The sequence below is a fragment of the uncultured Bacteroides sp. genome, from assembly GCF_905207245.1.
Taxonomy (GTDB): Bacteria; Bacteroidota; Bacteroidia; order Bacteroidales; family Bacteroidaceae; genus Bacteroides.
In genome coordinates this window covers 13,457-40,432 of the sequence record NZ_CAJLKP010000010.1, presented here as the reverse complement: position 1 = coordinate 40,432, position 26,976 = coordinate 13,457, and the positions used below count along the sequence as shown (strand labels likewise).

Annotated in this window: 17 protein-coding genes; 6 read left to right on the top strand and 11 right to left on the bottom strand. The window is 45.7% G+C overall.

Going from position 1 to position 26,976, the window contains the following annotated elements; all coding sequences use genetic code 11:
* Window positions 1-17 precede the first annotated feature (17 nt).
* The 5 genes from QZ135_RS05165 to QZ135_RS05145 all read right to left on the bottom strand — a co-directional run bounded on the left by QZ135_RS05165 (window position 18) and on the right by QZ135_RS05145 (window position 5,994).
* Window positions 18-1,778: an AAA family ATPase gene (locus tag QZ135_RS05165; protein ID WP_294606499.1), complete on the bottom strand. Its 1,761-nt coding sequence runs from the start codon at window positions 1,776-1,778 to the stop codon at window positions 18-20.
* Between the two features lie 271 nt (window positions 1,779-2,049).
* Window positions 2,050-2,511, bottom strand: coding sequence for an HU family DNA-binding protein (locus QZ135_RS05160; RefSeq protein ID WP_294606498.1), 462 nt, complete (start codon window positions 2,509-2,511; stop codon window positions 2,050-2,052).
* Window positions 2,512-2,736: 225 nt separating this feature from the next.
* The gene (locus tag QZ135_RS05155) at window positions 2,737-4,404 is read right to left on the bottom strand and encodes a leucine-rich repeat domain-containing protein (RefSeq protein WP_294606496.1); all 1,668 of its coding nucleotides are present in this window, start codon (window positions 4,402-4,404) and stop codon (window positions 2,737-2,739) included.
* Window positions 4,405-4,411: 7 nt separating this feature from the next.
* Window positions 4,412-4,774, bottom strand: coding sequence for a hypothetical protein (locus QZ135_RS24865; RefSeq protein ID WP_308758012.1), 363 nt, complete (start codon window positions 4,772-4,774; stop codon window positions 4,412-4,414).
* Between the two features lie 50 nt (window positions 4,775-4,824).
* On the bottom strand, window positions 4,825-5,994 hold the full coding sequence (locus QZ135_RS05145) for a helix-turn-helix domain-containing protein (protein ID WP_294606494.1): 1,170 nt from the start codon (window positions 5,992-5,994) through the stop codon (window positions 4,825-4,827).
* A 375-nt stretch (window positions 5,995-6,369) separates the two neighbouring features.
* On the opposite strand from QZ135_RS05145, the gene QZ135_RS05140 reads away from it, so the two are divergent.
* The 6 genes from QZ135_RS05140 to QZ135_RS05115 all read left to right on the top strand — a co-directional run bounded on the left by QZ135_RS05140 (window position 6,370) and on the right by QZ135_RS05115 (window position 17,015).
* On the top strand, window positions 6,370-7,377 hold the full coding sequence (locus QZ135_RS05140) for a LacI family DNA-binding transcriptional regulator (RefSeq protein WP_291550587.1): 1,008 nt from the start codon (window positions 6,370-6,372) through the stop codon (window positions 7,375-7,377).
* A gap of 113 nt (window positions 7,378-7,490) precedes the next feature.
* Window positions 7,491-8,867 (top strand): MFS transporter, encoded by a 1,377-nt coding sequence (locus tag QZ135_RS05135; protein WP_294606491.1) that lies wholly within the window; start codon window positions 7,491-7,493, stop codon window positions 8,865-8,867.
* A gap of 227 nt (window positions 8,868-9,094) precedes the next feature.
* Window positions 9,095-11,407 carry a family 65 glycosyl hydrolase domain-containing protein gene (locus QZ135_RS05130; protein WP_294606489.1) on the top strand — a complete coding sequence of 771 codons (2,313 nt, stop codon included), beginning with the start codon at window positions 9,095-9,097 and terminating at the stop codon, window positions 11,405-11,407.
* Between the two features lie 95 nt (window positions 11,408-11,502).
* Window positions 11,503-12,555 (top strand): efflux RND transporter periplasmic adaptor subunit, encoded by a 1,053-nt coding sequence (locus QZ135_RS05125; protein WP_294606487.1) that lies wholly within the window; start codon window positions 11,503-11,505, stop codon window positions 12,553-12,555.
* Window positions 12,556-12,622: 67 nt separating this feature from the next.
* On the top strand, window positions 12,623-15,655 hold the full coding sequence (locus QZ135_RS05120; protein ID WP_294606485.1) for an efflux RND transporter permease subunit: 3,033 nt from the start codon (window positions 12,623-12,625) through the stop codon (window positions 15,653-15,655).
* 85 nt (window positions 15,656-15,740) lie between these two features.
* The gene (locus QZ135_RS05115; RefSeq protein WP_294606563.1) at window positions 15,741-17,015 is read left to right on the top strand and encodes a TolC family protein; all 1,275 of its coding nucleotides are present in this window, start codon (window positions 15,741-15,743) and stop codon (window positions 17,013-17,015) included.
* A gap of 141 nt (window positions 17,016-17,156) precedes the next feature.
* Here QZ135_RS05115 and QZ135_RS05110 read toward each other — a convergent pair whose 3' ends face one another.
* From QZ135_RS05110 to QZ135_RS05085, 6 genes are all read right to left on the bottom strand, one after another.
* Window positions 17,157-19,424 (bottom strand): GH92 family glycosyl hydrolase, encoded by a 2,268-nt coding sequence (locus QZ135_RS05110; protein WP_294606483.1) that lies wholly within the window; start codon window positions 19,422-19,424, stop codon window positions 17,157-17,159.
* 18 nt (window positions 19,425-19,442) lie between these two features.
* Entirely contained in the window at window positions 19,443-20,576 is a 1,134-nt protein-coding gene (locus tag QZ135_RS05105) for a DUF4185 domain-containing protein (protein ID WP_294606481.1), read from the bottom strand.
* 56 nt (window positions 20,577-20,632) lie between these two features.
* Window positions 20,633-22,507, bottom strand: a complete 1,875-nt coding sequence (locus QZ135_RS05100) for a glycoside hydrolase family 172 protein (protein ID WP_294606479.1) — start codon at window positions 22,505-22,507, stop codon at window positions 20,633-20,635.
* Between the two features lie 112 nt (window positions 22,508-22,619).
* Window positions 22,620-24,068 carry a glycoside hydrolase family 125 protein gene (locus tag QZ135_RS05095; protein WP_294606477.1) on the bottom strand — a complete coding sequence of 483 codons (1,449 nt, stop codon included), beginning with the start codon at window positions 24,066-24,068 and terminating at the stop codon, window positions 22,620-22,622.
* A gap of 37 nt (window positions 24,069-24,105) precedes the next feature.
* Window positions 24,106-26,082, bottom strand: a complete 1,977-nt coding sequence (locus tag QZ135_RS05090) for a glycoside hydrolase family 97 protein (RefSeq protein WP_294606561.1) — start codon at window positions 26,080-26,082, stop codon at window positions 24,106-24,108.
* A 122-nt stretch (window positions 26,083-26,204) separates the two neighbouring features.
* Window positions 26,205-26,963, bottom strand: coding sequence for a DUF3823 domain-containing protein (locus QZ135_RS05085; RefSeq protein WP_294606475.1), 759 nt, complete (start codon window positions 26,961-26,963; stop codon window positions 26,205-26,207).
* Window positions 26,964-26,976 lie beyond the last annotated feature (13 nt).

The following is a 26,976-nucleotide window of genomic DNA, read 5'->3' as shown; positions in this document are numbered from 1 at the left end:
TACGTTAAAAGTCCGGACTATTGTATTTCTTCGCACACCCACATTTCCATGCCTTTATACACCACCACAATCTTATGTAGCCGTGTGTTACCAATGGCACGTTTCACCGTATCGGTCTCTGCATAACGATTGGCTTGTGCGATAGCCTCCTGACGCAACTCCTCCACACGGGTTTCGGGATCTTTGTATTTGGCATACTTCAACTCCACAATGTAGCTGTGCGTCATGTCGGAGTAAATATCCAGCATCGGACAGAGGAAAATATCGACATAGCCCGCCTGCGTATCCTGTTCGGAGACGGGACGGTAGAAACGGTTCTGTGCGGTCATGGCAAGTGTGAAGCCGTGCACGAAGAACTCTCCCTTCTGTTTGTCGCGTTGCGAAGCGTAGGTCTTCAGGCAGTCGGCAATGTAGTCGAAGTAAGCTTTCCAATTGCCATCGTAAGCGAGCTGGCTGGAAAGTTCACTCTTTTCGTAACTACTGAAACTGAGGTCAGCTTCGTTGTAGGTGCTTAGCAGATAGGTATAGAGTTGTTCCTGAACAACCAGATTGGGGATGATGAGTTTAGTCTTTCCCCGGTGCATACCGCTGATGGTGAGCATACCGAAATAGTAGAGCAGGCTCACGAAATTATCGGGATTGGTGATGCCGGAAGCAGGGAAGCCACTCTTCAGTTCGCCGGTGATGAAGCCCTGGCTCACGAGGGTTTGAATGACGGAGGCATCGTGGGCAAACTCCTTGTCCTTGCGGATGAGCATGCGTAGTTTCTCATAGTCGATGCGGATGTTCTCTTCCACCATGCTTAGCGGTGCTTTGCCACGCGAGATGTAGTTCTTGACGAAATAAAGCACCATGTTGGAGTTATACATCGTGGTTTCGCCGTAACATTCCTGCGCGAAGCAATAGTTATCATACCACGGCTTCATTATCTCTATCAGTTCATCAATGGTATGATTGAAGGGGCTGGTGGTAGAATAGTAGGTCAGCATTTCGCGCACTTCTTCTTCTGTAAATCCCATCATTTGGTTGAAGTCCGGTGAGAGGGAATAGTTGGTTCCGATGTTGAAGCCGCTGGTGAGGTCGTCCATCGTCACGGGGCTTACACCGGTAATGAAACAGCGCTCGATGCTGGAATAGGTTCCCGCTTTCACTTTGTTGAAGAAGGCGCGCAGATAACCCTCGCCATGCGTCTCGTTGGTGTAGCGGTGCAGACTTTCGGGGTCGGAGAGAATGGCGTTGGTGAAGTGGTCGTACTCGTCGATAAAGAGATACACCTTCTGTCCGGCACGTTCGCATTCCGAAATCAGATAGTCTAATTGGTTGACGGCTCCGTCCTTCTCGTCCAGCCGATCCCTGATGCCTTCCGGCAGAAGGTCGGCATAGACTTCACAGAAAAAGTCGAAGCGGATTTGGCAGTGCTCATCCAGCCCTTTGCGATAGTCGTTCAGTGCACCGGTGATGCCGGAGAAATTGAGATAGAGCACAAGATAAGTGTTACGACTCGGTGTGGGATGCTGCCCGATGTAGAGGTCGCCAAAGAGGTCGTCGAACTTGTCGCGGGTGCGCACATCGTAGTAATGTTGCAGCACGTTCAGCGTCAGGCTCTTCCCGAAACGACGCGGACGGATGAAAAAGAAAAAGCGGTCTGCCTGTTCTATCAAAGGGATGAAGCGGGTTTTATCCACATAATAATAGTCTTCACGGCGGATGACCGCGAAGTTCATCATGCCGTAGGGAAGTCTCCTTCTGCCGGGTACTAAGTATTCTAATGGATCCATATGCTGTCCTCCTACTGTTTTTGAGATATTTAATCCGTCGCTTTATGACGGGATAACGACACAAAGATAATGCAAATTGAGTGCAGAACTTTCATGCAAGCATGAAAAAGTTATGCCGAAATGCAGCTTATCTTATCTAAAGATAACAAAAGTTCTTATAGGAGGGTGCATCGCAGTTAATATTTATAACGACTGAAAGCTTCCCTTCACGCATTGTGAAAGGAAGCTTTCGGTAGATATAAGAAAGAAGACCGGAGTTTCAATTGGGATATCACCCCAACGGATTTTCTTCCAGTCCGCCCTCATCGCCTCCTGAGGGACCATCGTCCACAGTATCGGAGGGGAGCTCAATCCACTCCAGCGTACCACTGTCCACCAGCGCACGGGTGTAGGTGCCGCTGGAGGTCTTCTCCCGGTCGGGAGTGAACTCCACACGGACGGCTTTCACTTGTTTCTGAAAATCGAAATCCTTGAGGTCGGCCACGCCTACGGTATTGAGCGTGTAGCGGAAGTAGCCCAGCCCTTTGATGTGGACGGACTTTCCTTGTTTCATTTGGGTGTGCATCACGGGGGCTATGTCGCCCAGCACGGCCTGCACGTCGGAGTTACTGACGGTGGAGATGCGAGCCAGTTCCTTGGCTATATCTTCGGTTTCCACGGGTTTGCCCTTGACGATGGCCTGGGGGTAATATACTTTCTTTGACTTGTTCTGTTGTTTTTTCCAAAATGCCATAATTGTAAGTTTTTTTAAGTGAATATATTGTTGCTGTATTATCCGCTCCGTCTCCTCCCGCTACCATTACTCCGGGCAGGTGAAACTTCCCGGAGGAGGAGGCTGAGCCTTGACTGTGCCGAAGTTAAACTTTGACGATGCCAATGTTAAACTTTGACCGCCTCAAAGCTTAACTTCGGGAAAAGGCTTATTCCGTGCCGGGAGAGGGAATGTCCCCGATGTCAATCATTGAAAGCCGATGCTTTTCCAAATAATTAAACTGGAAGACCATTTGTTACCGTCGGAGACTTTGGGGACGGCACTGCCACCCGCTTGCTTGTCAGTGTTCAGCACGAGGGCGCAATTGGCGGGATTGAATGCGTTATCTCCGGAATGAGCGGATCTGTTGTCAAAAACACCATAGTTCTCTATATTGTCTTCTCTATTTATAAAAAGGAAATCACCGGCTGCGGTGGCTTCTATCCGGGTAAGAGAGCTACACCCCGTAACGATAAAATTACCGAACCGGGTGCACTGCGGTATTTTGAGCGTTTGCAGACTCGTACATCCGAAGAAAGCATCCCTGTCTATCGCCGTCACATTATCCAAAGTGAGCGTCTCCAATGAAGTGCACTCTCTAAATGCGCTTTCATCAATCTGGGCAACCTGCAAAAGATTCACCGTAGTCAGCGCAGAGCAGCGGATAAAAGCATACTCTCCGATTACCCGCACGTCATCGGGCAACTTCACCTCCTGCAAGGCGGTGCAATCCTTAAAGGCGCGGTCGGGCAGTGTTGCCTCTGTCCCCCAGCCCGTCACTCCGGTGAGGTCGCATTTCGTGATTTGTTTATTATCGGCAAATGTACCGTAGACATCACCCATTCCCGCCTTGGCAAGGTCGCCCTTGAGCTTGATTTCGGTGACGCCGGCATCAAGGACGGCTTGGATAGCGGCCTTTATCTCAACAGTAGAGGCATACTGGTCCACATCGATAGGTTCGGTGGGTACTACTTCTTTCAGTGTCACTTCTGCCACGTATACGTTTCCCGCTTCTATTGTGATAGTGGGCAGGGCGGCTATATACTTTTTCCCTTCGCTATCGGTGGCTGTTATGAACACCTCGCGTATTCTGTCGGGCACGAGGGCGGTATAGAAAACATTACCCGATGAGGTAAGGGAGAGGTTTTCTATTTTCTCCATGGATATTTCATTTTCATAGTAGTAAGCGAGAGGAGGAAGCGTCAGATCCACGTCTGCCGCACGAGACACGTTACTCAGTTGCAGGCCGGTGATGGTTGTTCCGCCGGGTATTCCCTGTATAGTAAGTTTCAGCGCCGCCGTCAGGGGAAGGAAGCTGAAGCTGACGGTGGATTCTCCCTGATAGGTGGTCTTGGCAAAGATGGTGTGCTTTATGTTGTCCGGAGTTCCGTCACTTGTGATGTCGGGGATGCTCAAGCTTAGCCATTCCCCCCACCCGGAGGCAGGGTCAGCCGGAATTTCCGCGAGAGTAAAGTCCATGTCGGCCAAGCCGTGTTGGTAGCAAGCGTACAGTTCATCGCCCGTTTCTGTTCCCTCAGGCAAATCCCCGGTGAAATCGGTGTTTTTGCCATCCGGGCTGAGTGAATTTGCTTTTTGTTGAAGGATGGATGACGTTTCTCTAGTCCTATTATAAAGGTATATCTTTTCGCCACTTTCCGCCCACTTCACTACGAGTTGTCCGTTGCCTTCCGCGTTGGTTTGGTCGTCGTATATCAGGCGGGTATCTACTCCCGTACCGGGCATGGCGGCGGTGACGGTTATCTGTTTTCCCGGGGCGTTGCCGTTATCGGGAGTTTCCATTGCCGGTTCGTCCTGGCTGCATCCTGCCGCCATTGTCAGGCAGAAGAGGATGGAGGGTATGATGATTTTTTTCATATAGCGCTTATTTTTCAATGGTGAGAATGTCGTTGATAAGGTCTTCCAGGTCACTGCCGGATGCGGCACGGCCATAGCCGGTGGAACGGGTGCGGCCGGCGCTACTGCCCCAAGGCCTTTGCGGCATGTCGCCCAGACTACTTGCCATAATTCCCTCGCTTTCCATCCGTATCACTTCGATGGCGGGGGCGGTGTACTTTTGCTTTTCTTTTGGTTTCATACTCGTTGTCTCCTGTCTTTTATATAGTGAATACTGAATTGTTTGCCACGAAATTACCGCACAGACGTATTCATGCCAAATAATATCAATTATCTTTCGTTCAATCGAACGAAAGATAATTTCACCTATGCTGAAAAGCAGGAAAATCAATGAAAGATAGCCTGAAAAGGAAACTAAAACAGGCTCTTAATTCAAGCGGGCTACAAGAATTGCTTACAATAGCATTTGGGAGTCATCCCCATTAGTTGCTTAAAGTCTCTGTTGAAATTGCTACTATTGTTGTAACCTACCATCTCACATACATCTTCTATACTATATTCGGGATGTTCGGCAAATAACCGGGATGCCTCGCGTATGCGTAGTTCCTTACGCCACGGACGGAAGTCGATGCCATAGCAACTTTTCATATATTGCCGGAAGAAAGCCTTGCTTGTTCCGAAAGAAGCAATCACCATACCGGAAGGAACATCGCTTTGGCAGTATTCTTTCTCATCTACGTATTTCTGCAACCTTTCTTTTAATGCCTGCCTCGCTTCGGACATCTCATCTTCCGGTATCGCATCTTCCGGTGTTGCATCCTCTGTTGTCTCTTCCGCCGCTTCTTCCTTCATATTTATCTCTGATGCAACTGTCTCCGCCGAGACCGCACAAACATTCGCCTCTTGCGGTACGGACGCAATGACCGGGATTACAAATTTCATTCTATGGTAGTAGTTCACAAACCAAATCACCATGAAACTATAGAAAACCACATACAGGGGAACGAAGAATTTGTACCAACCGGGATTAAATATAATAAGTATAGCCATTACTCCGATAGCCAGTGCACTATAGAACCCGGTCTTCACCCATGCCAAACGACTTTCCTCATCGTCGTCATAATACTCTTCTACCTCTTGCACCGTTTTGCGGTAAGACGATATGAATTGCCTCGTATAGACAATTAGCTGAACGACATAAGCGGTAAGGCCCACATAAAAGAACCATGAGAAATAATCCGTAAAGCAGAACAGGGAGACAAACAAGACAATACCCGCTACTGTGATACCTCCCGCCTGCCGGAATACCACACTCCATCTGACCGCATTGGGACGTATGAAAACCAACATGGACATCGTAAAAAGCAGAGACTGGAACGAAGCAACAAAAAGCGTACTGGCCGGTTCGATACGGCGGTCATACCCCGTCAGGCAACACACCACACTGAGAAGTGAAAGCACAAAATAAGAAGGTACAAGAATATTACGGGCTTTTCGAAGTTTCGCCAATCCGCTTTCCGGCAATATCTTCGTAGTCGCCAACATAACTCCTAATATTGCAATAACAAAGGCAGAAGCACCCGTTAAAAACTCGTATGTAGTTTCATCCATGTGATAAGATCGTTATAACCGCAAAATTAGTTCTTTTTACATTGTGTGCCAAATAATCAGTCCCGAAAACTTCATCTTTCTATACCACTCATCTCTACCGTCCCAATGTAAACAGAAGGGAAATAAGACTTTCTACGGCTTTGCAAACGTTTGCACTATTCTATAATCCGATAATTCTCAACACAGAAGCTTATTCTCATCTATTCCGCTATTTTTGCAATCGGATTAGCTGGCTTTACATTTTTCAGTTTGGCAGCTACCCCAGTTTAAGTAACCTTTGAATAAGAAGAACTGCACCTCAGCAATAAAAATAAGCAAGCTTATTTTGTACTGCCTCCGGTTTGCATTATCTTTGGCTGAAACAATTTATATACCATGAATAAACCGCAGATAACCATCAAGGATATTGCCCGGGCGTTGAACGTCTCGCCATCCACCGTGTCGAGAGCGCTGAAAGATAACCCGGACATCAGCCAGGAAACCCGTGACCTTATACATGCGTATGCTCGGGAACATAACTACAAACCCAACGTACTTGCTGTTAATCTTCGAGCCAGCCGCTCGAATACAATCGGTGTAATTGTGCCGCAACTGGTACATCACTTTTTCTCGTGTGTGCTGAGTGGCATTGAAAAGGCTGCCGCCGAAGCAGGATACAATATTCTGGTAGCCCAGAGCAACGAATCTTACGAACAGGAAGTGAAAATCGTACATTCATTCCTTGCCGCCCGCGTCTGTGGTGTGATTGCCTCACTGGCAAAAGATACTTCCCAATACGACCATTATCAGGATTTGCTGAATAACAATATCCCCATTGTATTCTACGATCGCATCTGTACCGGATTGAAAACGGAACGGGTGGTAGTGGATGATTATGCCGGTTCGTTTGCTGCCGTGGAGTATATGATACAGACAGGTTGCAAGCGTATTCTGTTTTATGGAGCAGCCCCGCATCTGGAAATCACCAAGAACCGCCGGAATGGGTATCTGGACGCTATGAAGAAGTATAAAATTCCTGTGGACGACAGCATGATTATGCTGTGTGATACGCGTGAACGTGCCATAGCCATCACTCCTGATATTCTGGAAGGACCCGACCATCCGGATGGTTTCTTCGCCATCAATGACGAAACGGCCTCAGGAATTCTTTATGCCTGTAAGCTGGTAGGGAAAAAAGTTCCCGACGAAGTATCGATCTGCGGATTCACCGATGGAGCCATTGCCCAAAGCACCGACCCGAAGCTGACAACCGTGGAACAGCATGGAGAGGAAGTAGGGAAAAGTGCTTTCAGCATTCTGATAGGTAAGCTGGAAGGAGGTGATGACAAGAGTAGCAACAAGATTGTGAGGACGAATCTTGTAGTGAGGGGGACGACGAAATGAATGAGTTACAAGCTACAAGCTACGAGTGACAAGTAGGCTGCGCGGAATTGTCAGTGTGCCGAAAGGAACTCGTAGTTTGTAGCTCGTAGCTCGTAACTAATAATTTATTAAGAATGAAAGTAAAACCTGATTTGAGCTTTTGGAAGCTGTGGAATATCAGCTTCGGCTTTTTTGGCGTACAAATTGCATACGCCTTGCAGAGTGCGAACATCAGCCGTATTTTCGCGACATTGGGTGCAGACCCGCACAGTTTAAGTTATTTCTGGATATTGCCACCACTGGCAGGTATCATCGTGCAGCCCATCGTGGGTGCTGCAAGCGACAAGACGTGGACGCGCTTCGGACGACGAATTCCTTACCTGTTTGTCGGTTCACTGGTAGCCGTACTGGTGATGTGCCTGTTGCCCAATGCCGGTAGTTTCGGTATGGCAGTCAGCACGGCAATGATATTCGGATTAGTATCGTTGATGTTCCTGGATACATCCATCAATATGGCAATGCAGCCATTCAAGATGATGGTGGGCGACATGGTAAACGAAAAGCAAAAAGGACTTGCCTACTCTATCCAGAGCTTCCTGTGTAATGCCGGCAGCCTGGTAGGTTTCCTGTTTCCGTTCATCTTTACATGGATAGGCATCAGCAACATAGCTCCCCAAGGTGTAGTTCCCGACTCGGTTATCTATTCCTTCTATATCGGAGCAGCCATTCTGATACTCTGTGTAATCTATACCACAGTGAAAGTAAAGGAAATGCCACCCGCCGAATACGCTGAATACCACGGCATCACCGAAGAGGAAGAAAAAGAAAAGATCAATATGGTGAAGCTATTGGTGAAAGCACCGAAGGCTTTCTGGACAGTAGGTTTGGTTCAGTTCTTCTGTTGGTTTGCTTTCATGTTTATGTGGACGTATACCAATGGTAGTGTAGCTGCCAATGTATTCGATGCTCCTACAGTAGAAACCGCAGTGAACGGAGTCAGCAAAGTTATGCTGGACACCAAGAGTATTCAATATCAGGATGCTGCCGACTGGGTAGGCGTGTTGTTTGCCGTACAGGCTATCGGTTCTGTACTATGGGCTGTCTGCATCCCGTTGTTCAAGGATCGCAAACTGATCTATTCTCTCAGTTTGGTACTGGGTGGATTAGGTTTCATCTCCACCTATTTTGTTCATAATCAATATGTATTATTCATTTCCTTCTTACTGATCGGTTGCGCATGGGCCGCTATGCTGGCATTGCCTTTCACCATCCTGACCAACGCACTGAGCGGTGGACACATGGGAACTTATCTGGGCTTGTTCAACGGAACAATCTGTATTCCGCAGATTGTGGCCGCTTCACTGGGTGGTAGTATTCTGGCTCTGTTCACCCCGAAAGGCATGTTACCGCCTGAAATCAATATGCTGGTTATGGCAGGTGTCATGCTGATTATCGGTGCGGTTTGTGTATATTTCATCAAAGAAACAAAAGGAGAACAAGTGAAAGCATAATCCTTACGAGAATATATTCTGAAAGGGGGCTTCGTTGTTCTACGATAAGTACCCCTTTCTTCTACGACCAACGCCCTGTTTCTCTACGATGAATGGGGCGTTGCTCGTAGAGAAGTAGAGCACATTTTAACCCAAAAGTAAATTTTGTCTTCTTTTTTTCCTCTTTTTGCCGTTTATCCGTTAATTTGTTTATCTTTACGGCCATAATCACCAACGAAATACACGCCATGAAAAGATACCTTAAAACCGATGAATGGAATATTATTGAAGATAACTTTCACGCTGACAACCTGCGAATGTCCGAGAGTATATTCAGTCTTGGGAACGGTCGCTTCGGCCAACGGGGCAATTTCGAGGAGCCTTATTCAAGCGACTCATACCGTGGTTCATTCGTTGCCGGTATCACCTTTCTTGATAAAACGCGTGTAGGCTGGTGGAAGAACGGCTTTCCGGCTTTCTACACCCGCATCCCCAATGCTGCGGACTGGAGTCGTGTCAGCCTGCGCCTCATTGATGAAGAACTGGACCTGGCACAATGGGACGTAAACAGCTTCAGCCGCAGGCTCGATATGAAAGCGGGTATCTCCTACCGCGATTTTGAAGTGACTTCTCCCAGGGGAAACCAACTGCGCATCCATGTGGAGCACATCAATAATATGGCACACCCCAATTTGGGTCTGGTGAAATATAGTGTCACTTCTATTAACTATGCTGGCAAGATATCCCTCGTCCCTTCCCTGAATGCCATCATAACGAACAAGGATGACGAACCGAACGAGAAGATATGGAATATCTTGCGCTCCGGCGTCACCAAGGATTGTGCCTACCTTTGGACACAAACCCGGCGGGAAGATGCACAAGTGTGCTACGCCATGACTTACCAGTTCTTCAAGAATGGCAAAGAAACCACATCCAACCCCATACGGATTGAAAAGGAGAAACAAACCGGATTCAGCCTCGGGGCAGATGTGAAGCCGGGAGATAACGTCACGCTTATCAAATATACCGCCATCACTTCCTCACTCTATTACGAACGCCAGGATCTGGTTGACCACTCCATCGCCGAAGCCCGCCAGGCTAAAGTTTCCGGTTGGGACACATTATCCGGTGACCATCAGCAAGCCTGGGGAAATATTTGGAATGAAATGGACGTAACCATCGAAGGCGACCCGGAAGCGCAACAGGGCATCCGGTATAACATCTTCCAACTATGCCAGACCTATCGGGGAGACGACCCACGTCTGAACATCGGTCCCAAAGGATTTACCGGAGAAAAGTATGGCGGAAACACTTACTGGAACACTGAACTTTGCTGCGTGCCGTTCTTCCTGCTTTCCACTCCGAGGGAGATTGTGAAGAACTTGTTGATATACCGCTACAACCAACTACCCAAAGCCATAGAGAATGCCCGAAAACTGGGTTTCAAAGATGGTGCAGCACTATTCCCCCAAGTGACCAACAACGGCGAAGAGTGCCACAGCGAATGGGAAATCACCTTCGAAGAAATACACCGCAACAATATCATCGTATATGCCATTGCACAACATGCCGTACTGACTGGCAGCAAAGATTACATCGCCAAATACGGTCTGGAAGTGATGATTGCCGTCTCCCGCTTCTGGAGCCAGCGTGTATCCTTTTCAAAGCCGAAACAAAAGTATGTGATACTGGGTGTGACCGGACCGGATGAATATGAAAATAATGTGGATAATAACTGGTACACCAACTATTCGTGTGTGCAATGCCTGCGAATGACACTCGGATATCTTGAAATCATTGCCGGAGAATATCCGGACGAATACGCACGTGTCCGCCGTGTCACCAACCTGCGTCAGCAGGAAGAGGCCGAACGTTGGCGAGACATCATCGCACGCATGTACCTGCCGGAGGACAAGGAACTGGGGATTTTCGTACAGAACGACGGTTATCTGGACAAGGAGTTGGAAAGTACTGATGCCATCCCGCCCCAAGAGCGTCCCATTAATCAGCATTGGTCCTGGGACCGTATTCTGCGTTCATGCTACATCAAGCAAAGTGATGTTTTACTGGGTTTATACCTGTATTATTTCCATTTCGACAAAGAAACCGTCCGCCGTAACTTTGAGTTTTACGAGGCCATGACGGTGCACGAGTCTTCACTCTCTCCGCACATCCACTCCATTCTTGCCGCACGCATCGGTGAAGTGGAACGTGCCTATCAGCTCTTCATGCACGCCACCCGCCTCGACTTGGACGACTATAACAATGAAACGCACCAGGGACTGCATATCACCAGTATGCCGGGTAGCTGGCTTGCCATCGTGCGGGGATTTGCAGGTATGGAGGTACTGGAAAATATCTTGTGCTTCTCTCCTGTTATACCGGAGAAGTGGAAAGGTTATTCGTTCCAGGTGAATTATCAGGGACGCACGCTATACATGCAAGTAGGAAAGGAAATAAAAATCTCACTGATTGCCGGAGAAGAACTGAACATACAAGTATACCAGAACGTTTATAGCCTGAAAGCAGGCACAGACTTGAAACTCAGGATAGAAGACTAAAGTCTGCGTGCCATAACAAAGCACAATAATAGAAACCGGGAAAACATTTTTCTGTTTTTCCGGTTTTATGCATTATACCTAAACGAACAACTTATATGAAGAAAATCTATCTGTTCGCCCTTGCCGCGACGCTGCTTGTCACGTCGTGCGGGCAAAAGAAGGAGGGCGAAACCGCCCTTATCCGGCCTGTTAAGACAACGACCGTCAGTTCCCAATCGGTCATCCGGAAAGACTTCTCCGGAATAGTGGAAGCGGTGGAATACGTAAAACTTGCCTTTCGCGTCAGCGGACAAGTCATCAACCTGCCTGTTGTGGAAGGGCAACGGGTGAAAAAAGGCCAGTTGATTGCCGCCATCGACCCGCGCGACATTTCCCTGCAATATGCCGCCGACAAAGCTGCTTACGAAACTGCCGCCGCACAAGTGGAGCGCAACAAACGTCTGCTGGGACGTCAGGCCATCTCCGTGCAGGAGTACGAAATCAGTGTAGCCAATTACCAGAAAGCAAAGTCGGCCTATGAGTTATCCGGCAACAACATGAGGGATACAAAGCTGACAGCTCCGTTCGACGGTTCCATCGAGAAGCGTCTGGTGGAGAATTATCAGCGTGTCAACTCCGGCGAAGGTATCGTGCAGTTGGTGAATACGCAGAAGCTTCGCATCAAATTCACGGTGCCGGATGATTATCTGTATCTGCTTCGTGCAAAAGATGTGACGTTCCGGGTGATATTCGACAGTTATCCGGGGGTGACGTTCAACGCACGACTGGAAGAGTATCTGGATATTTCGACGGACGGGACGGGAATACCGGTGACTATCAGGATAGATGATGCAGCCTTCGACCGCAGTTTGTATGATGTGAAGCCGGGATTTACATGTAAGATTAAGCTGGCTTCGGACGTTGCCCCGTTCCTGGAAGAGAAGCTGATGAATGTTCCGCTCAGTGCTGTCTTTGGTGAGAGTGGGAATAAGAAAACATATGTGTGGGTGGTGAAGGATGGTAAGGCAAGCCGTCGGGAAGTGACGGTATACTCTCCGACGGGTGAAGCCAATGTTCTGATTTCGGCCGGACTGCAACCGGGAGAAAGTGTCGTGATAGCCGGAGTACACCAGTTGGTGGAAGGACAGATGGTGAAGGTAATCAATTGATATCGTTTGATACCGGGCAAAAAAGCCACGTGATGAATATCCCCAATAAACCTAAACATTTTAAATTATGAACTTAGCTAAATATGCATTAGACAATACGAAAATTGTCTATTTCTTCCTCGCCGTGTTGCTCCTGGGCGGCATACTGTCGTTCAGCAACCTGGGAAAGAAAGAAGATGCGCCCTTCGTCATCAAAAGCGCGGTCATCATGACCCGCTATCCGGGGGCGGAACCTGCCGAGGTGGAACGGCTCATCACCGAACCCATCTCCCGCGAAATACAGTCGATGAGCGGTGTATACAAAATCAAGTCGGAGTCCATGTACGGACTATCCAAAATAACGTTTGAACTTCAACCTTCCTTATCCGCAGCGTCCATTCCGCAGAAGTGGGACGAACTGCGCCGCAAGGTTCTCAACATACAGCCGCAACTGCCCTCCGGTGCCTCCACGCCCACGGTGTCAGATGATTTCGGCGACGTATTCGGTATTTATTACGGTCTGGTGGGCGACGACGGTTTCTCCTACGAGGAAATGCGCAACTGGGCGGAACGCATCAAGACCCAGGTCATCACCGCCGACGGAGTAATGAAAGTAGCCCTCTTCGGCACCCAGACCGAAGTGATAAACATCCTCATCTCCGTCAATAAACTGGCGGGAATGGGAATCGACCCCAAACAACTGGCAAGCCTGTTGCAATCACAAAACCAAATTATCAATACCGGTGAAATCAAGGCCGGAGAACAACAACTGCGCATCGTTGCCAACGGCACGTACACCACCGTGGACGACATCCGCCGACAAGTGATTACCACCCCCGGCGGACAAGTGAAGCTGGGCGACATTGCCGTCATCGAGAAAGGCTATATGGACCCACCCTCCAATATCATGCACGTCAACGGACGGCGTGCCATCGGCATCGGTGTCTCTACCGACCCGACCAAAGACGTAGTGAAAACAGGTGAACTGGTAGATGCCCGGCTGGCAGAACTGCTCCCGCTCATCCCGGTTGGTCTGGAACTCGAAAGCCTCTACCCCGAAAACGTGATAGCCCGTGAAGCAAACAACGGCTTCATCATCAATTTAATAGAGTCCATTCTGATTGTTATCGTCATCATCATGCTGGTGATGGGACTGCGTGCAGGAGTACTTATCGGCAGTTCGCTGATATTCTCCATCGGCGGTACGTTACTCATCATGTCCTTCCTCGGCGTAGGACTGAACCGAACTTCGCTGGCAGGGTTTATCATTGCTATGGGTATGCTGGTGGACAACGCCATCGTAGTGACGGACAACGCGCAGATAGCCATTGCCCGAGGCATGGACCGGCGCCGGGCTCTGATAAACGGAGCCACCGGACCGCAATGGGGATTACTGGGTGCCACGTTCATAGCCATCTGCTCCTTCCTGCCGCTTTACCTTGCCCCTTCGGCCGTAGCGGAAATTGTGAAGCCCCTGTTTGTGGTGCTGGCCATTTCCTTGGGGTTAAGTTGGGTGCTGGCACTTACACAAACCACCACCTTCGGTAACTTTATCCTGAAAGCCAAGTCCGGAGATGCCAATAAAGACCCATACGACAAGCCTTTCTATCACAAATTCGCCTCCATCCTCAGCATATTGATAAAGAAGAAAGTGCTGACTTTGGGAAGTATCATCATACTGTTCATCCTGTCGCTCGTCGTCATGGGACTGATGCCACAAAACTTCTTCCCTTCACTGGACAAGCCGTACTTCCGTGCCGATATTTTCTATCCGGACGGTTACAGCATCCGCGACGTAGAACGGGAAATGAAACAAGTGGAAGCGCATCTGCTGCAACAGCCGGAAGTGAAACGAATATCCACTACCTTCGGCAGCACACCGTTGCGTTACTATCTGGCCTCCACCTCCGTCGGCCCGAAACCGAACTTTGCCAATATCCTCATTGAACTGACTGACAGCAAGTACACCAAGAAACATGAGGAGAAGTTCGACGGGTATATGAAAGCCAATTATCCGAATGCCATCACCCGCACCACGCTCTTCAAACTCTCCCCCGCCGTGGATGCCGCCATCGAAATCGGTTTCATCGGCAACAATGTGGACACACTGGTGATGCTGACAAACAAGGCCCAGGAAATCATGCACCGCGACGCCGACCTCATCAATGTGCGCAATTCGTGGGGAAACAAGATACCCGTGTGGCGCCCTGTCTACAGTCCGGAACGTGCTCAGCCCCTGGGTGTTTCCCGGCAGAGCATGGCGCAGAGCATTCAGATTGGCACAAACGGCATGACGCTGGGTGAATATCGTGAAGGAGACCAAGTGTTACCAATCCTGCTAAAGGACAACAAGATAGACTCTTTCCGTATCAACGACCTGCGCACGCTTCCGGTATTCGGTACCACCAAGGAAACCACCACACTGGAACAAGTGGTCAGTGATTTCGATTTCCAGTACCGATTCTCCAATGTGAAGGATTATAACCGCCAGATGGTAATGATGGCGCAAGCCGACCCACGCCGTGGAGTGAACGCTATCTCCGCCTTCAACCGGGTGTGGAAACAGGTGCAAAAGGAAATTCAGGTGCCCGAAGGATACACCATGAAATACTTCGGAGAACAGGAAAGCCAAGCCGAAAGTAATGCGGCACTGGCTGCAAACCTACCGCTGACGTTTTTCCTGATGTTCGTCACACTGCTGTTTCTGTTCCGCACATACCGTAAGCCCATTGTCATCCTGTTGATGCTGCCGCTTATCTTCATCGGTATTGTGTTGGGGCTGCTGGTGCTCGGCAAGTCTTTCGACTTCTTCTCCATCCTCGGTTTGCTGGGACTGATTGGCATGAATATCAAGAATGCCATTGTACTGGTAGACCAGATTGATGTGGAAGCTGCTTCCGGAAAGGCACCGCTGGATGCAGTGGTGAGTGCTACTACCAGCCGTATCGTACCTGTGGCAATGGCTTCGGGAACTACAATTCTGGGTATGCTTCCGCTATTGTTCGACGCTATGTTCGGCGGAATGGCCGCAACTATCATGGGAGGTCTGCTGGTAGCTTCGGCATTGACGCTGTTTGTACTGCCGGTGGCTTATTGTGCGATACATAAAATTAAAGAGTGACGGGCTACAAGCTACGAGTGACAAGTGCCTTTCGGTATGATAACCGTCATTTATCGTAAATATATAAAAAGAAGAAATACAAGTAATCATGAAGAAGAAGATATTCATACTCACACTACTCTGTTGCTTCGGCATTAACGCCGGAGCGCAGCAATACCTCAGCCGTGAAGCCTATCGCGACCGCGTGGAGGCATACAGCCAGGTACTGAAACAGCAACATCTGCAAACCGTGGCAAGTACCGAAGCACGGAAAATCGCTTCTACGGGCTTCTTGCCACAGATAGACATCACCGCCGAAGGTACAGCCAACCTCAACCACCTCGACCAGTGGAACAGTCCGAAAGGCGAATACCGCCCCTACACCTATCAAGCCCTTGCCACCTTAGCACAACCGCTCTATACCGGTGGCTCCCTAATAGCCCAGAAGCAAATGGCAAAGGCTGATGAGGAATTATCTCAACTGACTACCGAGCTGACACTCGACCAAATTCACTACCAGAGCGATGCCGTCTATTGGAATGCCTCCGCTGCCCGTGCCAGCCTCGAAGCTGCCGCAACGTTCCAGAACATCATACAACGGCAGTATGACATCATCCAGGACCGTTTCGACGACGGTGCCATCAGTCGCACCGACCTGCTGATGATTTCCACCCGTCAGAAAGAAGCGGAATTGCAATACATCAAGGCCCGCCAGAACTACACCCTCGCCCTGCAAAAGCTAAATATCCTCATGGGCGTCTCCCCCGGTACTCCCGTAGACAGTTTATGCGAAATCAGTACTCCCAGCGAACCGGTCACCCTGCTTGGCCTCGACGATGTTCTCCCCCGCCGTGCCGACTATGCCAGCACCGGAGTCAACATCCTTCGGAGCGAAGCGCAACGTCACGCCGCACTCAGCAAATACAATCCGCAGGTCAGCATGTTTCTCGCCACCGGATGGGATACGGGTATCACTTACATGGGGCAGGAAATCCCCCATACGCCCGTGGCAGGCATCAACGTCAGCATCCCCATCTTCCGTTGGGGCGCCCGCTTCAAGACGAACCGGCAACAAAAGGCATATATCGGTATGCAAAAGCTGCAACAAAGCTACGTCACCGATAATATCCTTGAAGAGCTCTCCGCCGCTACTACGAAACTGACAGAGACAGAGCAACAAGTAAAAACCGCCCGCGAAAACATGACTCTTGCCGAAGAGAACCTCGACCTCGTAACGTTTTCCTACAATGAAGGGAAATCAAGCATGGCTGACGTACTTTCCGCACAGTTATCGTGGACACAGGCACATACGAATCTGATAAATGCGTATCTGGCTGCAAAGATGGCGGTGGCGGAATACAGGAAGGTGATTAGTGAATAAAGAAAGACAACTATCTAACAAAAAGAAGAACACAAATTACGCGAATTATACGAGTTCATCTTATTGATAAACTTATTTATATAATTTACGGATTTGTGTTCTTTTATACCCCCTCATTATGGAGAAGGAAACCAGTAACCCCTATTCCTTAGAAAACGAGTATGGTGTATCCTCATTCAACACACCTCTCTTTTTATTCGGTTCATCACTCATCATAACTTCCAATTGTCCTCCTTTCAACAAATCTTCATGGCATAAAAAATTCTTATTCCACTGTTTCCCGTTGATAAAGAACTTATCAATATAATAATTGCATTCATTATTGTCGGGCGCAGAAATCACCAACTGTTTTCCATTTTCCAGATGCAAGGTTGTTTTTTTGAACAAAGGTGCTCCTAATACATATTGGTCAGTACCCGGACATACAGGATAAAAGCCTAAAGCACTGAATACATACCAAGCTGATGTCTGCCCGTTATCCTCATCTCCGCAATATCCATCCGGAGTAGGTGCATACATACGATCTAAAACCTGACGTATCCAATACTGCGCCTTCCAAGGTTGTCCGGCATAATTATACAAGTAAATCATGTGCTGAATCGGCTGGTTGCCATGAGCATAATTACCCATATTCATCACTGTCATCTCGCGTATTTCATGAATCACCTGCCCGTAATAACTTTCATCAAACAATGGAGGAACTGTAAACACCGAATCAAGCATCTGCACAAAACGCTCCTTGCCACCCATTAGCTCTATCAATCCTTGAGAATCATGGAATACCGACCAAGAATAATGCCAACTATTTCCTTCCGTAAATGCATCTCCCCACTTCAGAGGAGAAAAAGGCACTTGAAACCGTCCATCCTTATTACGTCCACGCATAAGACAGCTTTCTATATCGAACATATTACGATAGTTCATCGCACGTTTTGCAAAAAGTTTCAGTTCCTTCTTTGGGCGCTTCAAAGCTTTAGCCAACCGATAGATACACCAATCGTTATAAGCATACTCCAACGTGCGGGCTACATTCTCATTAATATTCGCATCATAAGGTACATAACCCAATTCATTGTAATATTCATGCCCCAGCCTCCCCGTGGAATGTACTTTAGGATGTACGTGCTCAGTTCCATACAATAAACCTTCGTACAATGCATTCACATCATCCACCTTAACGCCTTTAAGATAAGCATCTACCAGTACGGAAGCCGAATTATTACCAATCATACAGCCTCGATGTCCCGGACTTGCCCATTCAGGAAAGAAACCACTCTCCTTATACGTATTAATAAGCCCCTCCTGTATCTGCTTGTTCACCGAAGGATACATTAGATTGAGGAAAGGAAACAAGCAACGAAAAGTATCCCAGAATCCCGTATCGGTATACATATAACCCAATAAAACCTGTCCGTTATAGGGGCTATAGTGTATTGGTCTTCCTGCTCCGTCTAGTTCATAGAATGCCCGTGGAAAAAGCAGCGAGCGATACAGACAAGAGTAGAACGTACGGTACTGATCAAGGTCGCCTCCTTCTACTTCAATTCTCCCCAAAACCCGATTCCACGCCTCCTTACCTTTTTGAACTAATGCTTCAAAGCTATCATGCTCCAACTCTTTCAAGTTCCGGTCTGCCTGTTCAAAACTTATAAAAGAGGAAGCAATACGTGCATGTACTCTCTCTCCCTTACGGGTCTTGAAACCAATAATTGCTCCCGCATGATCAGTCATCTGCTCATTTTGTCCATCCTGTACAACACCGTCGGCCACAGTAACCTGATAAGTGAAAGGTTTATCAAACTCAACAATAAAGTAGTTCCTAAAATTTTCAGGAACACCTCCACTATTACGTGTACTATATCCGATAATCCGATTTTTCTCTGGCTGAATTTTAATATACGAGCCCTTGTCAAAAGCATCCACTACAACATAAGAATGATCATTCTCGGGAAATGTGAAACGAAACAACACAGCACGATCAGTAGGTGTGAACTCAGTGACAACGTCATATTCTGCCAAGTATACTTTATAATAATGAGGCTGTGCCACTTCTCCTTTATGCGAAAACCAACTGGAACGTCTGTCTTCATTGAACTCCGGCTTCCCAACTACAGGCATAATAGAAAACTGCCCATAATCGTTAATCCACGGACTAGGCTGATGTGTTTGCTTAAAACCCCGGATTTTATTGGCTGTGTACATATACTGCCATCCGTCGCCCATTTTCCCTGTCTGTGGCGTCCAAAAGTTCATTCCCCAAGGACGTGCGATAGCGGGATAAGTATTGCCGGTGGAAAGTTCAAAAGTAGACTGTGTACCCATGAGAGGATTGACATACTGCGTGAATTCTTTGGCATGTACTCCAAACAGATAATTCAACAAACAAATTAATACAAACACTTTTCTCATAATGTTAAGCATTAGTTTTTACTCCAGATGCAAGTCTGCACTCATCAAAAACGTATTATAGGGTCCCCATTGAGACGATATAAACCATATTTTATCCTCATTATCTTTGAGAGGGTGCAAATAAGCACAATAATGAGAAGGATATAGCAGTTTAGGAGAACTCCATTGCGTAATATCTTCTGCCGTACAATAGAGTATCCCACTCTTCTTTATTACAGGCTCCTTATCATAGTTAGGATCATAATTATAAGTCAAAATCCAACGTTTGAACTTTCTATGCCATAATAATGATGCTTCGCCCACAGGCCCCCGAAGAATAGGAGTTGCAGCAGTTTCTTCACCACGTACCCACTTCTTACATTCTCCATTCCAATATTCGTAAGACTGCATATCAAGGATATCCTTTTCACGAAAACGGGCCAAATAGGCTGCATCTCCGCGCCCCGATTGTGTGCCAATCATATAAATCCAGCCTTTGCGCTTGGCATAAGTTATCTGAGAGAAATGGCTATCAGCAGCAAATGTGACTTCATTGCAGCGTGTCCAAGTACTTCCACAATCTTCAGACGCATAAAGCGATGAAAAGTTAGTGAGCCAGCGTCCATGCCTTCCTCCCCAATTATGTATGTTCATATAATGCACATAGTCCCGTTTTCCGGCACGAATAGCACCGGTAGGAATGGAAGTTTGGTATACATCCGGATTCGTTTTTCCACCCGCACAAATTTCACGGGCTTTGCCTTCAGAATCCACTAACATGGAATCAATTTTTAATCCATCTTCCAGATAAACATCTGATGAGAAAGCAACTACATTAGAGCGCCAATTGGAACCATTGCCACCATTTTTATTAATAACAAAGCCCTCACCACTGGTATCACCAAAAAAGAGACCTACTTGTTTTTTACCGGTACGCCACATTAAACCTAAGTCCGTACCATAAACATCAAAATCAGGTCCGGTATTATTAGGACTATAGATTGTCTCACCGGGAAGTGTATCCCCTGTAACACGAGCAACTTTACGAACATTCGTTATGTGGAGCGTTTTTCCACCTTTTGAGGGCGAAGGTTGCCTGGCTTCAGCATTTCCTGTGATACCACAAATAGCAAAGCCTAGCAATAAAAGATATCTGTTATTTATCCAATTCATTTCTTATAGTTTTCTGTTATATATATATTATTTTACCTTATTGAAAACAAGTACATCTATTCAATTCTTTCAAGTGTGATTAATGCTAATTCAAATTCGTCCCTCTCTTTATTATTCCTAACATGCACAGTAATGGAATTAGTTTGCTCTGTCAATTCGATATCTCCTACATATACTCTATCCTTAAATAATTCCTTGTCCCCCCTACTTGATATCCAATCGGACAGTTGCTTTTGACGCTGCCAGATTTGAAAATCCGCTCCATTGTTTTTTTCAAAATAATTAATCAGTACTTTATATTTTCCTTCTGGAATGTCATTCAACATGATACGCACAGCCCCTTCATGTTGAGTGGTCATACGGATACCCCTTTCATTCGCCACCTGGACACCTCCACTCGGTGTCAGCAACATCAACTGCGGGAAGTAAACATGAACAGTAGGACGATAGACTATCCGTTGCTCATCAGAAGGTTCTATTCTATCAGATAAAGGTTGTGCAGCATAGAAAAAAGCGACGGAAGTATAGTCGACCGGGAAATTATTCTTCACTTCGCCATGTTCCATTCCATGATAGATTCCACTTTCGTAAGACATCTTATCAGACAAAAAGAAACGCCCACCGCCGGTTCGTGCCATTGGAAGAGAGTAATCCAGACATCCATGAATAGGAAGGCTATTACCCCTGTCCCAACGATCCAACAAAGCATACCAACCACCATTATAATAATCTTCAGAACCAGTCCCATGTAGTCTCATCTTATTATCTACATAGGTACTGTCATCTCCTTCAAAAAAGAGGGTCATGCCAGGACGCAAGCCTTGTGCCTGATGTATAGTACCCACATAATGCCCTTTCCCCTTCTGGGTTAAGAAGCGGTGAAACATCCCCAATGGAGTCTTTTCCCTATGCCACACTGAATAGAACTTACCTTCTTCTTTAGCATTACGTTTGTTGTTGTTATAATAAATTCTCACATTTACAGAGATAGGAGATTGCTGGATATTATTCCTTTTCTTATAAACCAATTTGAGAGAGGCGGATCTATCGAAAGGCATAGGAAGATAGCAATAGTTGGAAGTACCTTGCTTCCCCATCACAATACTGCGCATAGCCCCTTTACCAAAAGCGTATCCGAAGAAATCGGCAACAGGAGAATAAATAGCCTCAACTCTTTCATTGTCCCACTGGGCAGAAAGCATCACATCTTTATATAAACCTTCGAAAGAAGTTCCCCCATCAATCTCCATACCTACAATCCGCCCAGGTTTGTCCATTTCAAAGAAAGGCATTTCTTCGCCCGGTTTAAGAGTGAATGTTGTTTCCTTTGTCTGTATATCAGCTGATTTGCCAAGTGTATAATTAACTACTTCAGGAGTGATATCAGCCCATATGCCATTAACTTCGGAAAGCAATTTCTTATCTTGCAGTGAGAACTCTCCTGTGTAGCTTTCTACTTTTTTACCCGGCAAGGCACGATATTGAATCTGGATAAATTCCAGTTTCGGACCATCAAAAACAATTTTACATGACTTCTTGTAGGTAATTGGCAGGTAACAATAGAAACCACCAATCTCGTTTCCACAAATCGGTTTGGTAAAAGGATAAACTTTACCAGAAAAGAGATCGGAAAATTTAATCTTTAAGCCTGGTTCTTTTTGACCATCAAAATAGAAATATAACATATGATCCGTAGGTGTAGGAGTCCAGATACGGTTAATCACACCAGGACCTTCCATCTCAGCAATGACAAGCCGACCGTCTTCCTTACGAAGAAAAGAATAGGTTCCAGCAAAGCCATCGTCATTCCCCCAAGTCCTGTCGTAACTCGAGAACTGCTCGACATAAGAGCCAGTACGGTATTCCGGCAATTTATCCACTCTTTTAAGTAATTCCAGTTCGTCCATCCATCTATATGTCTTCTGCGACATTAACTGGGAACTGAATAACAGGAAAAAAATCAATAAAATTAAACTATTGTTTTTGAGAACATTCATTGTTTCGTTATTAGATTAATTAAAAAAGATTGTTTATCCGCTTTACTTAGTACTCCAGTAAAGCGGGATTCTCATTAAATGTTTTCCATAGTAGCTCACCAAATAAAGTGTTCGCCCAAGCAAACCAACTTCTGGTAAACTTCTTAGGATCATCTTTATGGAAAGATTCGTGCATGAAACCGGTTCCGGCATGCGTGCGTTGCAATGTTTGTATACATTGCTGAATTTCTTTATCATCTTTGGAAGTCAAAGCTTTCATGATGATACTCATCGGCCATATCATATTGACACCAATATGATGTCCTCCGATGCCCTCAGCTATACTGCCTTTGAAGAAGAATGAATTGTCCGTCGACCACACAAACCTTCTTGTATTCTCATAGATAGGATCATTACGATCTGTTCCACCTAAATAAGGAAGAGCTAATAAATTAGGAACATTGGCATCGTCACTCAAGTAAGCTGATCCGAAACCATCCACTTCGAATGCATACACTTTACCATATTTAGGATGATTAACCACAGCATATTCCTGCAAAGCCTTACGAACTTCGTCACTCAACGCTATCAATTCATCTGCCAAGGCATTGTCTTTTGAAATCTTACGCACCATTTCAGATGCTTGTTTCAGACTGGCTACAGCAAAGAAATTAGAAGGAATCAGGAAAGGAAAAATAGTAGCATCATCACTGGGCCTAAAGGTCGAACAAATCAACCCTATAGGATTGACCTTGTACCCTACTCCCCCCATCGGCACAGCGTCAATGGCCCATTCTGAAGTTCTGCGGAAGCTATAAGCCCCATTGCCTTCTTTCCTTTGCTGTTCTTTACAAACTTTCAGTATAGCTTTTATCGCTTCCTTCCATTGTATATCAAAAGGAGAAACATCATTGGTCTTTTTCCAATATCCGTAAGCTAAACGAATAGGATAACAAAGCGAATCCAATTCATATTTACGTTCATGAATACCCGGCTTCATCTCAGTATGGTCACTGGTCCAACGGGTATACTTTTTGTCATCATCATAGAAAGCGTTAGCATATGGATCCTTCAAAATGAATGTTGTCTGTTTGTTGATAACACCGGCAATCATCTGCTGCAATTTTGTGTCTTCAAACATGAAATCTAAATATGGATACACTTGTGCCGAACTATCTCTTAACCACATGGCATCAATATCGCCAGTAATGACGTAAGTATCCGGACGACCATTCTTCTCCGAATAATAAATAGTTGTATCCAATGTATTTGGGAAACAGTTCTCAAACAACCATCCTAACTCTTTATTCTTCACTTTCTTTTTGAAAGTATCAATAGCCTTCTCTATAGCCGGGCTCTTGAAATGTCTTTCTGACGGAACTCTTCTCACTGTAGGAAACAGGGCAAGAGAATCACTCTCTAATGAATTTCCAGAATGGGCAAATACCATACTCTTGTTTAATGCATATCCAGCACCTAATAAACCTACTCTTTTTATAAAATTTCTTCTGTTCATGATACTAAAGATCTAATTATATTATTAAAAAACAACCCTATTGTAACTTAGTGATATGCAAAACCGAACCTCCGTCCATAGCTAAAGGCAAATTCAGTACGTCAGTCCGGATAACCTTGCGTAATTCCTTATTTAAGTGATTGGCATTCTCATCCACATCAGCAGCATCCGTATAGATGGTAGCTTCGTAATCCCCCTCATCCAAGAAGTCCAATTTCAGTTGCAAAGTGCGAGCAGTACTATTATTCAAAGTACCTACCCACCAATCGGAATCATTGCGGCGGGCCACTGTAACATATTCATTAATCTTTGCCAATGGTACACGTATTTCATCCCATGTCCCCGGAACAGTACGCAAAACTTCAAAACCAGGTTGTCCTTCATAAGCCATAGGAGTATCACACAGAGAAGTGAGATGATTCTCCAGAACCACATACATTGCCATCATATGACAACGTGTACTCATTATATAAGGGTTAACATACTGAACCTTGAATTGGGAACGCGGTAAAGCACGGAAGCCCCCCAGATGGTAGTCGGTAGCCCCGGCAAGCATACGAGTAAAAGGGATAGAAATATCATGGTCGGCATTCACCGCATTGTCCCATTTACAAACTTCGTAATTTAATGCCCCTTCACGGGTAAACTCATTCGGATAAGTGCGCACAAGCCCCGAAGGCTTGCTAGATCCGTGGAACTGGATAAATAGGCGATGCTTGGCAGCACACTTCAGAATATCTTCCTGTATACGTATCATTTCCTGATCATTACGATCCATAAAGTCAACCATTAAACCTTTTACACCCCACTTCTCATACAAAGTAAAAGCTTCATCCAGTTTGTCGTACAATGGGCGCCAGTTCACCCAAAGATGTATACCCACACCTTTACTTTTTGCATACTCTACAATGCGTGGCATATCCAGACAAGGAATTGGTCTGGTAACGTCGGCATTAGGACCTGAATGACCAAAATTGAAGTTTTCATCATAATACCATGGAGTTTCGGCATAACCATAAATTCCATGGGCATCCAAACCATTGCGGGCGGCAAAATCAATATAGTATTTATTTGTATCAAAATTATTACCTGGCGAAAAAGTACTATCGGGAACTACATTTCCGTTCCACCAAGTAAATGTTGTGCGGCACGGTTTGATCCATGAAGTATCTTCTATCTCACATGGTTCGTTCAGGCTAGTCAGAATATTGGATTCCAGCAAAGCTCCGACCTGCTCGGCAATTGAAATCACACGCCATGGGGTACGATGCGGAAATGCATTGATTTCTACTTTAATTTTTTCCTGTCCGGGGTGTGGCGAAAGCTTACCTACCAGTTTATCCTTTTCTTTCATCAGATACATACCTGCATAATCCCGTATAGCAGCCTCCGTAATGGATACATAAGTATTGTCTTCAAACTCAAATGTAACAGGCATTTCAATCAGCTTTTTTCCGGCAATTTCATTATACTTCACGTGATTGTAAACGTTTTCATGGGTATTTACATAGCCCGGAAGGTACATCAACAAAGTCATCGGATTACCATTCAGATTAAACTGAGTCTTTTCATCATACATCACATACGAGTTCCAGCCTTCTTGCTTAGGAAACTCATAACGAAAGGCCACTCCATCATCAAAAGCTCTTACAATTAAATTGATCAAACGAGCGGGAACAGACTTCTCCTGCAAAGGAATAATGACTTCATTACAATAGTTACGCGCAACACTTACTTTACCAATAATCAGCTTATAAGTTTCATCAATAGAGTTACGACGTACTTTACCAGTTTTGATATTATGGCCAAATTCACCATTGTCAAAGCTAAATCCTAATAAAGAGTTTGTCACAATGGGACATTTCTTATAATCCACATCATAAGTTATTTTTTCAGGCTCTATTTTCAGAGAAAATTTAAGTTTTCCACTAGGTGATGAAACTGAAATTCGCTGTTGCGCAGAAACAATCATAGAACAGAATAAAAGGACATATAAAACAAAAAACTTTATCATCATTATATTAATTATGATTCAATACGATTACTCGCTGACCAAATCAGCTTAATCCGTTTTTAGAGATTAAGCTAATTCAGCCAACAGGTAATGTTCTATATTATTAATTGGACTATTTAGAATTAAGGAATGCTAACAGTCTTAATATCAGCATAATTATAGCGCTTAGCACCAGCAATATCCTTATCAATACGCGCTCCAACACGCAAATAATAAGTTCTGCCGGCTGGAAGTTCTCCTTCTGTTGTCAAGGTAATAACCTTCCCTAAAATATCATTCACCGCAGCACCACTCAAATGCTTATCATATCGGTCATCAAAGTTATTATTCCCGACATAAGGACTTGATCCGTTAATAAACAGGTAAACATCAGAAATCTGTTGCTGGTAATCAACATGATTTGTACCACGGGTAATCTTAGCTTGAATAGTAATCTTTTTACCCTCAACAACAGGCTCACCTACATATTCCACACGCAAGAATGGTTCAACTTCAAAATTCAGAGTAACTGTTCCTTTAATATCTGTCGTTATACTCTCATCTGTTAATACTTGGCCATTTCCATCTTTCAAAACCAAAGGCACAAAAGCACCTTCCGGTTCAATATTGTAATTACCTTTAAAAATTTTAGTATTATTGAACGTGCCATCCTGTTTCACCGTGAAATAATAAGGGGTAGGATTATCACTCCAACTATATTCCATCAGCTTGATGCGAACACCATTATTTCCCGTTTCCGTTAGAAATGGTTTTTGCGTTTCTTTATCAATAATGACTCCTTTCAGTGTTTCCTGAGGCCCTTCATAATTATCAAACTTCTGACAAGAAACTACCCCCAATAAAATGAAACTTACTACTAAAAAATAACCTATCTTTCTCATATTCTATTTCTTT

Coding starts and splice junctions, on each gene's coding strand:
- QZ135_RS05140 (WP_291550587.1), top strand. CDS start 6,370: ATGAATAAACCGCAGATAACCATCAAGGATATTGCCCGGGCGTTGAAC.
- QZ135_RS05165 (WP_294606499.1), bottom strand. CDS start 1,778: ATGGATCCATTAGAATACTTAGTACCCGGCAGAAGGAGACTTCCCTAC.
- QZ135_RS05145 (WP_294606494.1), bottom strand. CDS start 5,994: ATGGATGAAACTACATACGAGTTTTTAACGGGTGCTTCTGCCTTTGTT.
- QZ135_RS05120 (WP_294606485.1), top strand. CDS start 12,623: ATGAACTTAGCTAAATATGCATTAGACAATACGAAAATTGTCTATTTC.
- QZ135_RS05085 (WP_294606475.1), bottom strand. CDS start 26,963: ATGAGAAAGATAGGTTATTTTTTAGTAGTAAGTTTCATTTTATTGGGG.
- QZ135_RS05135 (WP_294606491.1), top strand. CDS start 7,491: ATGAAAGTAAAACCTGATTTGAGCTTTTGGAAGCTGTGGAATATCAGC.
- QZ135_RS05125 (WP_294606487.1), top strand. CDS start 11,503: ATGAAGAAAATCTATCTGTTCGCCCTTGCCGCGACGCTGCTTGTCACG.
- QZ135_RS05110 (WP_294606483.1), bottom strand. CDS start 19,424: ATGAGAAAAGTGTTTGTATTAATTTGTTTGTTGAATTATCTGTTTGGA.
- QZ135_RS05130 (WP_294606489.1), top strand. CDS start 9,095: ATGAAAAGATACCTTAAAACCGATGAATGGAATATTATTGAAGATAAC.
- QZ135_RS05095 (WP_294606477.1), bottom strand. CDS start 24,068: ATGAACAGAAGAAATTTTATAAAAAGAGTAGGTTTATTAGGTGCTGGA.
- QZ135_RS05105 (WP_294606481.1), bottom strand. CDS start 20,576: ATGAATTGGATAAATAACAGATATCTTTTATTGCTAGGCTTTGCTATT.
- QZ135_RS05160 (WP_294606498.1), bottom strand. CDS start 2,511: ATGGCATTTTGGAAAAAACAACAGAACAAGTCAAAGAAAGTATATTAC.
- QZ135_RS05090 (WP_294606561.1), bottom strand. CDS start 26,082: ATGATAAAGTTTTTTGTTTTATATGTCCTTTTATTCTGTTCTATGATT.
- QZ135_RS05100 (WP_294606479.1), bottom strand. CDS start 22,507: ATGTCGCAGAAGACATATAGATGGATGGACGAACTGGAATTACTTAAA.
- QZ135_RS05155 (WP_294606496.1), bottom strand. CDS start 4,404: ATGAAAAAAATCATCATACCCTCCATCCTCTTCTGCCTGACAATGGCG.